The sequence below is a fragment of the Nonomuraea sp. NPDC050556 genome (assembly GCF_044457355.1).
In the GTDB taxonomy this organism is placed as follows: Bacteria; Actinomycetota; Actinomycetes; order Streptosporangiales; family Streptosporangiaceae; genus Nonomuraea.
The window spans coordinates 86,882-99,541 of record NZ_JBITGU010000008.1; the positions used below are offsets into that span (position 1 = coordinate 86,882).

Below are 12,660 nucleotides of genomic sequence, written 5' to 3' on the forward strand. Positions count from 1 at the left end.
TCAAAATCGCTCTCAGAAGGCTCCGAACCGGGTGGCGATCACCAGCACCAGGAACGTCACCATGACCACCCGCAGCAACTTTCCCCCGACGGAGAGGGACGGCCAGGACAGGTAGCCCAGCCAGGCCACGAAGAGGGCAACAGGAAGAACCGCCACCCCACCGAGCCAGCTCTGCACCGCGAACCCGGCGAGCAGCAGGACGACCATGACGGCGGGCGCGACCCAGCGGGGGACCTGCGTGAAGAGGTACGCCATGGGCGTGGCGCTGCGCTCCTCCACGGCTTTGCGCAGGCCGGTGGCCCCAGGGGTGAAGAACTGCTCACCTGGGGGAAGGGGGCGCTTGGCCTTGCTTGTGGGGGTACGCCCGGGTGGGGTGCGCTGGGCCATGGGATGCCTGGGCCGATCGTCCTTGGAAGCCACCCCTGGAGCCTAGCGCCGACCCCCACGATCCGCCCGCCCACAACCCACCCGCCTGCCTCACCCACCAACCCACCTGCCGTATCCATCCCTCCACGCCCGCCCGCCCACCCTCCGCCCGCCCACCCGCCCGCCCCCGCTCCTGCAGTGGCTGAGGACCTCTGGCAGTGACCGCCCGTTCGTGCCTCCGCCTCAACTGCTGCTGCCGCTAGCTAACCCGGTGTGCGGGTTTCTGGGGGTCTCGGAGACCCTCGTACGCTGCCGATGAAGCCGTCATCTCGCGTACGAGGGTCCCGCCATGGACATTACGACGTTCGTCATCACCGTGTTCTGTCTCATTGACGACTGGTTGGCCGATCAACGCCTGCGCAGTCGCGGCCCGGCCCCGACCTTGGCCGACAGCGAGGTCCTGACGATCGAGTGTGTCGGAGAGTTCCTCGGCATCGACACCGACGTTGGGCTGTATCAGTACTTTCGGCGGCACTGGGCGGCCTGGTTCCCCGCCCTGTGCCGGGTGCACCGCACCACCTTCACCCGCCAGGCGGCCAACCTGTGGGCCACCAAGCAGCGCCTGCACCAGCACCTGCTCGACCACGTGTCCTACGACCCACAGATCTCCCTCATCGACAGCATCACCATCCCGATCTGCCGCTTCGCTCGCGCCTATCGCTGCCGCCGCCTGCGTGAGGTGGCGGCCTGGAGCCGCGATGAGGTCGCCAAGCAAACCTTCCTCGGCCTGCGCGGCCATCTACGCGTGTGCTGGCCAGGCATTATCGTGGACGCCCGGCTCACCGCGGCCAACATCGGCGACATCACCATGGCACCCACCCTGCTGGCCGACGCCCGCGGCTGGGTCCTGGCCGACCGCGCCTACGGCGGCGCCGCGCTGACCCAGCAGCTGCGCGAACAGGGCCTGCACCTGCTCGCACCGCTGCTGGCCAAAACCGCAACCAACCGCCCACCGCGCTGGAGCGTGGGCAAACGCCGCCGCATCGAAACGGTCTTCGGCCAGCTCGCCACCCGCTATCACCTTAAACAGGTCTGGGCGCGAGACGCCTGGCACTTGTGGTCGCGCTGGTTACGCAAAATCCTCAGCCACACCATGGCCATCCTGCTCTGCCAACGCGCTGGCCTATCCCCGCTACGGTTCGCCCAACTCCTGACCAGCTAACCCGCACACCGGGTTAGCTAACTGAGGCACCAAGCCCGCCTCGCTTGCGCATGTGACCTTCGGCGCCTCGCCCGGATCGGCTGCCTGTCGGTTGTCCCCCGAGCGGAGGGGAACTGCCAGAGGTCCTCAGCCACAGCAGGAGCGGGGGGCGGGCGGGTGGGCGGGCGGAGGGCGGGCAGGCGGGGGTGGGTGGAAGGGTGGGGCGGGCGGGGTGGGGGGGAGGGTTGGGGAGGTGGAGCGCGACAACTACCTCCGGGGGTGGGTGAGGGGTAAACGGGATTGCGGAGGGTGATCGTCTGACATCCTTGAAGATGTGCTCGCCGTAATCCGCTACACCGTGCCAGAAGCGCAGTCCCAGGAGTTCATCAAGCAAGGCCAGGGCATCATCGACACGCTCGCCGCCCAGCCCGGCTACCTGCGCGGCCGCCTGGCCCGCTCCGTCGACGAGCCCAACCTCTGGGCGCTGGTCAGCGAATGGGAAGGCGCCGGCTTCTACCGCAGAGCCCTGTCCGCCGCCCGCATGGCCATGTACCCCCTCATGATCCTCATGGTCAACGAACCCAGCGCATACGAGGATGTCTACTTTTCCGGGCAAGACGGGGCGTGACGAATAGTCGCGCGCGGGGCCGCGCGGACGTCCCCTAAGCTGGGACCTCATCCATTCCCTCGCCGACCTCCAGCCGGAAAGAGACTCATCCTCATGGCACGCCGTACAGACGTCATGGACACCATCGTCAGCCTCGCCAAGCGTCGCGGGCTCGTTTACCCCTCGAGCGAGATCTACGGCGGGCTGCGCGCTTCATGGGACTACGGCCCGCTGGGCGTCGAGCTGAAGAACAACGTGAAGCGGCAGTGGTGGCTGTCGATGGTCCAGGCGCGTGAGGACGTGGTGGGTCTCGACTCGTGCGTCATCCTGGCCCGCGAGGTGTGGCAGGCCAGCGGCCACGTCGAGACGTTCACGGACCCGCTGACCGAGTGCCAGTCGTGCCACAAGCGCTACCGCGCCGACCACCTCGAAGAGGCCTACGAGGAGAAGCACGGCAAGGCCCCCGAGCACGGCCTGGCCGACATCACCTGCCCCAACTGCGGCAACAAGGGCTCGTTCACCGCGCCCAAGCAGTTCAGCGGCCTGCTGAAGACCTACCTCGGCGCGGTCGAGGACGAGTCGGGCCTGGCCTACCTGCGGCCGGAGACGGCGCAGGGCATCTTCATCAACTACCTCAACGTGCAGCAGTCGGCGCGCAGGAAGATCCCGTTCGGCATCGGCCAGATCGGCAAGTCGTTCCGCAACGAGATCACGCCGGGCAACTTCATCTTCCGCACCCGCGAGTTCGAGCAGATGGAGATGGAGTTCTTCGTCAAGCCGGGCAGCGACGAGGAGTGGCACCAGTACTGGATCGACCAGCGCATGCAGTGGTACGTCGACCTCGGCGTGAGCCAGGACAACCTGCGGCTGTACGAGCACCCGAAGGACAAGCTGTCGCACTACTCGACGCGCACGGTCGACATCGAGTACCGCTTCAACTTCACCGGCTCCGAGTGGGGTGAGCTGGAGGGCATCGCCAACCGCACCAACTACGACCTGTCGACGCACTCCGAGGCGTCGGGCGTCGACCTGAGCTTCTTCGAGCAGGACACCGGCGAGCGCTACATCCCCTACGTGATCGAGCCGGCCGCGGGTGTCGACCGCGCGGCGCTGATGTTCATGCTCGACGCCTACACCGAGGACGAGGCGCCCAACGCCAAGGGCGTCATGGAGAAGCGCACGGTCATGCGCCTCGACCACCGCCTCGCGCCGGTCAAGGCGGCCGTGCTGCCGCTGAGCAGGAACGCCGACCTGTCGCCGAAGGCCCGCGACCTGGCCGCGCAGCTGCGCAGGCGCTGGAACGTGGAGTTCGACGACGCGGGGGCGATCGGCCGCCGCTACCGCCGCCAGGACGAGATCGGCACGCCGTTCTGCATCACGGTCGACTTCGACACCCTGGAGGACCAGGCGGTGACGATCAGGGAGCGCGACTCGATGCAGCAGCAGCGCGTCGCCCTCGACCAGGTCGACTCCTACATGCGCCAGCACCTGAACGACTAGGTGTACGGCGGGGCCCTGCCTGCGGCATTTGGGTAGGGCCCTACTCATGTGCTGAAAGATCACCTGTTCCTACCTTGAGATCACACCCCTTGAGGAGGAGCAGGTCATGGTGAAGAAGGCAGTTCTCGCACTGGCGCTGGCCGTACCGGCGATCGCGGCGTCACCCGCCCACGCGGCCACCACAGCGTGCAAGATCCAGCCCTATGGGTTCATCGGCGACTACTGGCACACGCTCGGCGGCGAGTCGGCGATCATCGGTTGCCCGACCCGCGCCGAGTACGGCATCCCGAACCGCAACGGCCGCCGCCAGGACTTCGAGAACGGGCAGATCGCCTGGTCCCCCGACCAGGGCGGCAAGATGATCGTGGCCGCCTATGGCGCCACGGTGGGCGGCAAGCCGGGTGTGGTGCTCCGCTGGGGCCCGACCGACCCGTTCAACTACGACTACTTCAAGATCACCGTGAAGACCGACTTCGCCGGCACCCAGGTCAACCAGGCCAGGAACCAGGCGCGCACCAGGGGCCGCGAGGTCTTCTGGCCCCCGGCCGGGCGCAACGCCGGCGGTTCGCTGGGCCACTACAGCTTCTCCGTGATCGGTTGCGACAGCAAGATCACCGGTGACACCTGCCGCCAGGGCTGGTCGATCTGGGTGTCCGCGGACGCCTGACCTACTTGATCACCTTCGAGGTGAGCGTGGCCTGCCCGGGCCCGGTCACCGCGACGCAGTAGGCGGTGCGGTAGCGGGGGTTCTGCCGCCACTCCCGCTCCAGCGGCAGCAGCACCCCGGGCACGGCGGCGTCCGGCTCGACCAGCCGGGCCTTCACCCGGGGTACGCACCAGTCCTCCGACAGCGCCCGCGCCCTCTCCTCGCCCGGCCACGGACCCTCGGGCAAGATGTAGCTCGTCACGAACTCGGCCACGTGCGGCTCGGCGCACGACCCCCGCGCCGCCATGAGGTCGTCGATCGCGACCAGACAGTCGCCCGGCACCAGGTAGTTGGCGTCGACGCGGGGCCTGCCGTCGTCGAGTGACGTCAGCGAGGCCCGCGCGGTCGAGCAACCGGCTATGAGGGCGACGGCGACCAGCGCGGCCCCGCGAGTGAAGGCGGACACAGGGCAGAGGATCGCAGCGGCAGATTTCCACATGGTTGCGATTGGGGTCAGGATCGGCGACGGCACACGGCCAGGGTGAGCGCGTAGGCGATCGGGGGGAGCACGAACACCGCGACGCGCAGGCCGTACAGGAGGATCGTGTAGGTCTCCGGCGAGACCGCCAGGAGCGGGTCATAACCCTTGGCGGGTACGGAGAACCACGTGGCCGACCACACCACGGTGAAGAACGTGATCGCGGCGACGCCCAGCGCGGTGCGGACGGGCTGCTCGGCCGGCCGGTCGTTGAGCTGGTGCACGCGCCGGTCCCCGGTCACGCGCCGCTCGATGAACGGGTAGAAGAACAGCACGGTGAAGAACGTCAGCAGCACCAGCATGGGCACGAGCAGCCCGAGGTTTATCGGCCCGAGGTCCCAGCCGGGCATGAGCCGCATCGAGCCGTCGAGCACCCCGGCGTACCAGAACGGCTGCGCGGCGTGCGGCGTGCCGCCGGGCTGCCAGGCGCCGGAGCGCCAGACGGGGTTGAGCACGAAGATCGTCGACAGCGTGGCCATCGCGGTGATCACCGTGAACGTGCCCAGCGACGTGATGCCCTGCTTCAGCGCGAAGTAGGGGAAGAACGGCCCGCCGGTCACGCGGCGCTCGTCGGAGGTGGCCTCGCGCCGGTCGGTGTGCTTCTGCACCCAGGTGAGCACGAGCGCGTGCAACGGGACGATCGCCAGCAGGATGCCGGGCACCAGCAGCACGTGCGCCACGAACAGCCTGGGCACCGCCGTACCGGGGAAGCCGCCGCCGAAGGCGAGGTCGGACAGGTACGTGCCCACGAGCGGGATCGCCAGCAGCAGCCCGTCGCCCTCGCGCAGCCCCGCGAACGCCATCTGGTCGGCGGGCAGGGAGAAGCCGAGGAACGACTCGAACAGCACGGTCGCGAAGAGGATCACGCCCAGCATCCAGGTCAGCTCGCGCGGCCTGCGGAACGCGCCGGTGAAGAAGACCCGGAGCAGGTGCGCCACGATCGACAGCACGAAGATCATCGCCGACCAGTGGTGCATCTGGCGGAGCAGCAGGCCGCCGCGCACGTGCAGGCTCAGCTCCTGGACCGAGGCGAAGGCCGCGGTGGGCGTGGCCTTGTAGAAGAACGTCAGGAACGTCCCGGTCAGGACGAGCAGGACGAACGAGTAGAGCGCGAACTCGCCGAGCAGGAACGACCAGTGGCTGGGGAAGAGCTTGCGCAGGTTCGGCCGGAGCCAGCGGCCGAGGCCGAGCCGGTCGTCGAGATAGCCGGCCGTACCTGCGGCGGCCTTCGCCGAGCCGACGGCTAAACGCTCGCGACGGGTGGGTTTGGCGGGGGCCGGAGTGGCCATGGGCGCCTCCCTGGGGGGTTGATCCGATTCTGCACCCAGCGCGGAGGTTTCTCAAGAATTGGTTTACACCAATTGGTATAAACCAATTCTCCGATGACCAGAATATTAATTGGATTAGACCGCCGTGAGTGGTTTGAGCTGGGGAAACATGGACTTAACCACTGGGTGCCGTTTCGTCATCTTTTTGATCGGTAGAGTCCCCGATAGTGGCGTTGGAAGAAGGAGCAGCGGTGGCCAAGTATGTTTACGACTTCACCGAGGGCAACAAGGATCTCAAGGATCTGCTCGGCGGTAAGGGCGCCAACCTCGCCGAGATGACCAATCTCGGGCTGCCCGTTCCCCCCGGATTCACGATCACGACCGAGGCCTGCCGGCACTACCTGGCCGAGGGCGCGGTGCCGAGGGGGCTGGAGGAGGAGATCGCGCAGCACCTGTCCGCGCTGGAGGCGCGGATGGGCAGGAAGCTCGGCCAGTCCGACGACCCGCTGCTGGTCAGCGTGCGCTCAGGCGCGAAGTTCTCCATGCCCGGCATGATGGACACCGTCCTCAACATCGGACTCAACGACGAGTCCGTGCACGGGCTGGCCAAGCAGGCGGGCGGCAACGAGCGCTTCGCCTGGGACTCCTACCGCAGGCTCGTCCAGATGTTCGGCAAGACCGTGCTCGACATCGACGGCGACCGCTTCGAAGAGGCCCTGGAGTCGGTGAAGGGCGCCAGGCAGGACACCGACCTGTCGGCCGAGGAGCTGCAGCGGCTGGTGGAGACGTTCAAGGGCATCGTGCGCGAGGAGACGGGCGCCGACTTCCCCGCCGACCCGCGCGAGCAGATGCGCCTGGCCATCAAGGCCGTCTTCGAGTCGTGGAACTCCGGGCGCGCCGTCCTCTACCGCCGCCAGGAGCGCATCCCCGCCGACCTCGGCACCGCGGTCAACGTCTGCTCCATGGTCTTCGGCAACGTCGGCGACGACTCGGGCACCGGCGTCGCCTTCACCCGCGACCCGGGCTCGGGCCGCCAGGGCATCTACGGCGACTACCTGCAGAACGCCCAGGGCGAGGACGTCGTCGCCGGCATACGCAACACCGTGCCGCTGCAGGACCTCGAGCACATCGACAAGGATTCCTACGACAACCTGCTGTCGATCATGAAGACGCTCGAGAACCACTACCGCGACCTGTGCGACATCGAGTTCACCGTCGAGCGCGGCAAGCTCTGGATGCTCCAGACCCGCGTCGGCAAGCGCACGGCCGCCGCCGCGTTCCGCATCGCCACCCAGCTCGTCGACCAGGGCCTGATCTCGATGGACGAGGCGGTCCAGCGGGTCACCGGCGACCAGCTCGCCCAGCTGATGTTCCCGCGCTTCGCCCAGGACACCGGGAACAAGCTGCTCACCAAGGGCATGAACGCCTCACCCGGCGCGGCCGTCGGCAAGGCGGTCTTCTCCTCCCCGCGCGCCGTCGAGCTGGCCGCCAAGGGCGAGGACGTCATCCTGGTCCGCCGCGAGACCACACCGGACGACCTGTCCGGCATGATCGCCGCCCAGGGCGTCCTCACCTCGCGCGGCGGCAAGACCTCGCACGCGGCCGTCGTCGCCCGCGGCATGGGCAAGGTGTGCGTGTGCGGCGCGGAGGAGCTGGAGGTCTCGATCTCCGGCAAGAAGTTCACCGCTCCCGGCGGGGTCGAGGTCGTCGAGGGCGACGTCATCTCCATCGACGGCTCGACGGGCGAGGTGTTCCTGGGCGAGGTGCCGGTGGCCGACTCCGTCGTGGTCGAGTACTTCGAGGGAGCCGAGCCCGAGGACGAGCTGGTCAGGGCGGTCGACCGGATCATGCGGCACGCCGACTCCAAGCGCAGACTGGGCGTGCGGGCCAACGCCGACAACCCGGAGGACTCGGCGCGGGCGCGCCGCTTCGGCGCGCAGGGGATCGGGCTCTGCCGTACGGAGCACATGTTCCTGGGCGAGCGCAGGCAGCTCGTCGAGGACCTGGTGCTGGCCTCGGACAAGGAGGAACGGCAGGCGGCGCTGGACGCGTTGGCGCCGCTCCAGAAGTCCGACTTCATCGGGATTTTTCAGGCTATGGAGGGGTTGCCGGTCACGGTCAGGCTCATCGACCCGCCCCTGCACGAGTTCCTGCCCGACCTCGTCGACCTGTCGGTCAAGGTGGCGCTCGGCAACGCCTCCGACAAGGACAAGCGGCTCCTCGACGCCGTGCGCAGGCTGCACGAGCAGAACCCCATGCTGGGCCTGCGCGGCGTACGGCTCGGCCTGGTCATCCCCGGCCTCTTCGCCATGCAGGTGCGCGCGATCGCCGAGGCGGCCCGCGAGGTGCCCGGCGCGCAGCCGGAGATCATGATCCCGCTGGTCGGGGCGGTCCAGGAGCTCGAAGCCGTCCGCGAGGAGGCGCTGGGCATCCTGGCCGAGGTCGGCGTCGAGGCGCTCATCGGAACCATGATCGAGGTGCCCCGGGCGGCGCTGACCGCCGGGCAGATCGCCGAGGCGGCCCAGTTCTTCTCCTTCGGCACCAACGACCTGACCCAGATGACGTGGGGCTTCTCCCGCGACGACGTCGAGGCCGCGTTCTTCTCCCGCTACCTGGAGCTGGGCATCTTCGGCGTCTCCCCGTTCGAGACGCTCGACCGCGACGGGGTCGGGCGGCTGGTGCGGATCGCGGCGGAGGAGGGGCGCAGGACCAGGCCCGACCTCAAGCTCGGCATCTGCGGCGAGCACGGCGGAGACCCGGACTCGGTGCACTTCTGCCACGAGGTGGGCCTCGACTACGTCTCCTGCTCGCCGTTCCGCATCCCGGTCGCCAGGCTGGAGGCGGGCCGCGCGGCACTGGCGGGCCACGACTCCGACACCCGGTAGTCGAGGGGCACGCCTAGCCCGGCCACCCACGCGCGGAGGCCGGGCACGCCGTCGGGTTCCCACGCCACGCGGAGGGCGTAGTCGGTGACCTCGACCTCCTCACCACCGTCGACGAACAGCAGCCGGGCGGGGCTCGACCAGGACAGGGTCCACCTGGCCGGCCGCGCTCGACCCCAGGAGGGAGAAACCGGCGAGGAGGGCGAACGCGACGGCTGCCCTTGATGCGGCGGTCATGGGGGGTGTACTCCGGAGCGAAGGGGAGTCACCTACTATATGCAGCACATATGGCGCTCTACGACCACCATGACCAGGCGCGATGGGTACCGGAACCGCCCGGCAACCCCGAGCGCGGCGCGTTCGGCAGGGACCGCGCGCGGGTGCTGCACAGCGCCGCCCTCCGCAGGCTCGCCGCCAAGACCCAGGTCGTCGGACCCGGCGAGACCCTCGGCAGCGGCCAGCACGTCCCGCGCACCCGCCTCACCCACTCCCTGGAATGCGCCCAGATCGGCAGGGAGATGGGCGAGACGCTCGGCGTCGACCCCGACCTCGTCGAGACCGCCTGCCTCGCGCACGACCTGGGCCACCCGCCCTTCGGCCACAACGGCGAGGCCGCGCTCGACGACCTCGCGTCGAGCTGCGGCGGGTTCGAGGGCAACGCGCAGAGCCTGCGCCTGCTCGTCAGGCTGGAGGCCAAGGTGCTCACCGAGGACGGGCGCAGCGCCGGGCTGAACCTCACCCGCGCCTCCCTCGACTCCTCGATCAAGTACCCGTGGCCGCGCGGCGAGTCGCGCAAGTTCGGCGTCTACGACGACGACCTGCCGGTCTTCGCGTGGATCAGGGAGGGCGCGCCCGAGGGCAGGGCCAGCTTCGAGGCGCAGATCATGGACTGGGCCGACGACGTCGCCTACTCCGTCCACGACCTGGAGGACGCGCTGCACTCCGGGCACGTCACCCCCGAGATGCTGCGCTCGGCCGGCGACCGCAGCGAGGTCTGCGAGCTCACCCGCGTCTGGTACGCCCCCGACGCCTCCCAGAACGAGCTCGAAGAGATCTTCGCCCACCTCGTCGCGGGACCGCTCTGGCCGCGCCACTTCGCCGCCACCCTCGCCGACCTGGCCGGGCTCAAGGCCCTGACCAGCGGTCTCATCGGCCGCTTCTGCACGTCCGCGCAGGCAGCCACCAGGGAGGCGTACGGCTCGCGCCACCGCGCCGACCTCGTCGTGCCGCGCGTCACCCGCCTGGAGTGCGCCTTGCTCAAGGGCGTCGCGGCGCACTACGTCATGGCCACGGACGACCACAACGCCACCCAGGCCAGGCAGCGCCAGCTGATCCACGAGCTCGCCGCCGCGATCGTTCTTGGCGCTCCAGGAACTTTGGAACCCGCCTTCCGCCCCGCGTTCCAGCAGGCGGCGGACGATGCGGGCAAGATGCGGGTGATCATCGACCAGGTGGCCTCGCTCACCGATACCTCGGCAGTCGCCTGGCATCGTCGCCTTTCGCGCTAGGCAGGCGGATACTGCGTCCATGGCGAGATATGTGATCGTCGGCGCCGGCCTCGCGGGGGCCAAGGCGGCGCAGACGTTGCGCGACGAGGGCTTCGACGGCGAGATCGTCCTCCTCGGCGCAGAGACCGAACGGCCCTACGAGCGGCCCCCGCTGTCCAAGGGGTACCTGCAGGGCAAGAGCGAGCGCGAGAAGATCTTCGTGCACCCTCCAGGCTGGTACGCCGAGCACGACGTCGAACTGCACACCGGGGTGACGGCGACCCGCATCGACCGCGACGGTCACACCGTCCTGCTGTCGGACGGCTCGCGCCAGCCGTACCAGAAGCTGCTCCTGGCCACCGGAGCCACCCCCAGGCGGCTGCCGGGGCCGGCGCACTACCTGCGGACGGTCCAGGACAGCGAGGCGCTCAAGGAGCGTTTCGCGGCCGGGGGGAACGTGATCGTGGTCGGCGCCGGGTGGATCGGCCTGGAATGTGCCGCAGCGGCCAAGAAGGCGGGCTGCGCCGTCACCGTCGTCGAGCCGCAGGAGCAGCCGCTGCTCCAGGCGCTCGGCCCCGAGCTCGGCGCGGTCTTCGCCAAGGTGCACCGCGCCAACGGCGTCGACCTGCGCCTGGGCGTCGGCGCCGCCGAGATCACCGCGGAGGGCGTGCGGCTGTCCACCGGCGAGCGGCTGCCCGCCGACCTGGTCGTCGTCGGCATCGGCGCGGCGCCCAACGTGGAGCTGGCCCGCGACGCGGGCCTGGAGGTGCGCTCTGGCGTCGTGACCGACGCCGCGCTGCGCACCTCGGACCCCGCGGTGTTCGCCGCCGGCGACGTCGCCGAGTCCTTCAACCCGCTGTACGGCAGGCACCTGCGGGTCGAGCACTGGGCCAACGCGCTCAACGGCGGTCCGGCTGCCGCCCGCTCGATGCTCGGGCAGGACGTCGTCTACGACCGGGTCCCGTACTTCTACACCGACCAGTTCGAGCTCGGCATGGAGTTCTCCGGCGACATCCAGGGCTACGACGAGGTCGCCTACCGCGGCTCCGTCGACGACCTCGAGTTCGTCGCCTACTGGCTGCGCGAGGGCCGGGTGATCGCCGGGATGAACGTCAACGTCTGGGACGTCGTCGCCGACATCCAGGAGCTCATCCGCACGGGAGGGAAGCTCGACTAGCCGTTGAGGATCGGCCCGGGGTCGTCTTCTTCCTCGTCCTTGGGCTGATCGTTCCTCTCCGGCTGCGACGGCTTCTTCGACTTGCACTGCACCTGGCACCGCGGCGTCTCGCCGACGGCGCTGCGCAGCTTGAAGGTCGCGTCCTTGGGCGAGAGCGTGGGGTTGCCCGACAGCCACGCGTCGAGGTAGTCCCAGGGCGCGACCATGCCGCGCCGTACCCACCAGTAGGCCGGGGCGGTCTTCCAGGAGATCGCGAAGTACAGGTTCGCGGCGGTGTCGCGGGCGTTGCCCGAGTTGCCGATCGTGCCCAGCGCCTGGCCCGCCTTGACCTTCGCGCCCGGCTTGACGAGCACGGTGTCGAGGTGGCCGCCCAGGTAACGCACGCCGTCGTCGCCGATCACGGTGACGAACCTGCCCTCGCGGTCGGCGCCCTTGTCGGTGGACGGCTTCCACTTGTTCTGCACGTTGACCTCGTCGACGACGCCGTCGACGGGGGAGACGAACGCGCAGCCCTTGCCCGCCCAGATGGTCGTCTTGGGGAGGATGAGCAGCCTGCGCTGGTAGCTGGTCCTGCACCCCTTCACGGGGAAGGCGTAGGTGTACTTGGACAGCTTCGGCGGCGGCACCTTGACCGGGTCCTCGCCGACCGGCTTCTGCTCACCGGCCTGGTGGACGGCGGTCGGCGACGGGATCGTCGCGGTCACCGACGGGGTTCCCGACGGGACCGGCGTGGGCGGGGGCTGCGTGCTGATGCCGGCCACCCCGGTCGCCTGGGCACAGGCGCCGGTCAACAGCAGGGCGCCGGTCATGGCCGCCAGTCGTGCAACGTTCCCCGATCGCATGATCTCCACCCGTGTCACCGTATCCAACGACAACCTTTACCTTTGTAGCCGACCCGGACACCCCTCACGACCGCTTTCCACGTATCGGCAGGTCCGGGACCGGATATGCGCTCAAGGACCGAACCTGTCGGTGGGGCGGAATAGAC

At 69.2% G+C, this 12,660-nt stretch carries 11 protein-coding genes; 7 read left to right on the forward strand and 4 right to left on the reverse strand.

The features are described from left to right. Positions 1 to 12: 12 nt before the first annotated feature. Positions 13 to 420, reverse strand: coding sequence for a DUF6703 family protein (locus ACIBG8_RS52620; protein ID WP_397350970.1), 408 nt, complete (start codon positions 418 to 420; stop codon positions 13 to 15). 295 nt (positions 421 to 715) lie between these two features. Here ACIBG8_RS52620 and ACIBG8_RS52625 point away from each other — a divergent pair, with 295 nt between their 5' ends. The 4 genes from ACIBG8_RS52625 (at position 716) to ACIBG8_RS52640 (ending at position 4,341) form a co-directional block, all read left to right on the forward strand. Further along, entirely contained in the window at positions 716 to 1,588 is an 873-nt protein-coding gene (locus ACIBG8_RS52625; protein WP_397350971.1) for an IS982 family transposase, read from the forward strand. Positions 1,589 to 1,901: 313 nt separating this feature from the next. After that, a complete protein-coding gene (locus ACIBG8_RS52630) occupies positions 1,902 to 2,195 on the forward strand; it encodes an antibiotic biosynthesis monooxygenase family protein (RefSeq protein ID WP_397350972.1) in 294 nt (97 codons plus the stop codon). 93 nt (positions 2,196 to 2,288) lie between these two features. Continuing rightward, a complete protein-coding gene (locus ACIBG8_RS52635) occupies positions 2,289 to 3,674 on the forward strand; it encodes a glycine--tRNA ligase (RefSeq protein ID WP_397350973.1) in 1,386 nt (461 codons plus the stop codon). A 106-nt stretch (positions 3,675 to 3,780) separates the two neighbouring features. Beyond that, positions 3,781 to 4,341, forward strand: a complete 561-nt coding sequence (locus ACIBG8_RS52640) for an LGFP repeat-containing protein (protein WP_397350974.1) — start codon at positions 3,781 to 3,783, stop codon at positions 4,339 to 4,341. Position 4,342: 1 nt separating this feature from the next. On the opposite strand, the gene ACIBG8_RS52645 is transcribed toward ACIBG8_RS52640, so the two are convergent. Both ACIBG8_RS52645 and ACIBG8_RS52650 read right to left on the reverse strand, forming a co-directional pair. Beyond that, positions 4,343 to 4,786 carry a hypothetical protein gene (locus tag ACIBG8_RS52645; RefSeq protein ID WP_397350975.1) on the reverse strand — a complete coding sequence of 148 codons (444 nt, stop codon included), beginning with the start codon at positions 4,784 to 4,786 and terminating at the stop codon, positions 4,343 to 4,345. A 47-nt stretch (positions 4,787 to 4,833) separates the two neighbouring features. Continuing rightward, positions 4,834 to 6,147: a cytochrome bc complex cytochrome b subunit gene (locus ACIBG8_RS52650; RefSeq protein WP_397350976.1), complete on the reverse strand. Its 1,314-nt coding sequence runs from the start codon at positions 6,145 to 6,147 to the stop codon at positions 4,834 to 4,836. Positions 6,148 to 6,377: 230 nt separating this feature from the next. Between ACIBG8_RS52650 and ppdK the strand changes: the two genes are divergently transcribed. The 3 genes from ppdK to ACIBG8_RS52665 all read left to right on the forward strand — a co-directional run bounded on the left by ppdK (position 6,378) and on the right by ACIBG8_RS52665 (position 11,672). After that, positions 6,378 to 9,011 (forward strand): pyruvate, phosphate dikinase, encoded by a 2,634-nt coding sequence (gene ppdK, locus ACIBG8_RS52655; RefSeq protein ID WP_397350977.1) that lies wholly within the window; start codon positions 6,378 to 6,380, stop codon positions 9,009 to 9,011. A gap of 284 nt (positions 9,012 to 9,295) precedes the next feature. Continuing rightward, positions 9,296 to 10,516, forward strand: coding sequence for a deoxyguanosinetriphosphate triphosphohydrolase (locus ACIBG8_RS52660; protein WP_397350978.1), 1,221 nt, complete (start codon positions 9,296 to 9,298; stop codon positions 10,514 to 10,516). Positions 10,517 to 10,535: 19 nt separating this feature from the next. Continuing rightward, positions 10,536 to 11,672: an NAD(P)/FAD-dependent oxidoreductase gene (locus tag ACIBG8_RS52665; protein WP_397350979.1), complete on the forward strand. Its 1,137-nt coding sequence runs from the start codon at positions 10,536 to 10,538 to the stop codon at positions 11,670 to 11,672. Here the strand turns inward: ACIBG8_RS52665 and ACIBG8_RS52670 are convergent. Continuing rightward, the gene (locus tag ACIBG8_RS52670; RefSeq protein WP_397351222.1) at positions 11,669 to 12,514 is read right to left on the reverse strand and encodes a M23 family metallopeptidase; all 846 of its coding nucleotides are present in this window, start codon (positions 12,512 to 12,514) and stop codon (positions 11,669 to 11,671) included. The genes ACIBG8_RS52665 and ACIBG8_RS52670 overlap by 4 nt on opposite strands. Positions 12,515 to 12,660 lie beyond the last annotated feature (146 nt).

What these genes read in the sequence shown, in the direction of transcription:
- ACIBG8_RS52625 (WP_397350971.1), top strand. Translation starts at nt 716, where the DNA reads ATGGACATTACGACGTTCGTCATCACCGTGTTCTGTCTCATTGACGAC.
- ACIBG8_RS52635 (WP_397350973.1), top strand. Translation starts at nt 2,289, where the DNA reads ATGGCACGCCGTACAGACGTCATGGACACCATCGTCAGCCTCGCCAAG.
- ACIBG8_RS52640 (WP_397350974.1), top strand. Translation starts at nt 3,781, where the DNA reads ATGGTGAAGAAGGCAGTTCTCGCACTGGCGCTGGCCGTACCGGCGATC.
- ACIBG8_RS52650 (WP_397350976.1), bottom strand. Translation starts at nt 6,147, where the DNA reads ATGGCCACTCCGGCCCCCGCCAAACCCACCCGTCGCGAGCGTTTAGCC.
- ACIBG8_RS52660 (WP_397350978.1), top strand. Translation starts at nt 9,296, where the DNA reads ATGGCGCTCTACGACCACCATGACCAGGCGCGATGGGTACCGGAACCG.
- ACIBG8_RS52665 (WP_397350979.1), top strand. Translation starts at nt 10,536, where the DNA reads ATGGCGAGATATGTGATCGTCGGCGCCGGCCTCGCGGGGGCCAAGGCG.
- ACIBG8_RS52670 (WP_397351222.1), bottom strand. Translation starts at nt 12,514, where the DNA reads ATGCGATCGGGGAACGTTGCACGACTGGCGGCCATGACCGGCGCCCTG.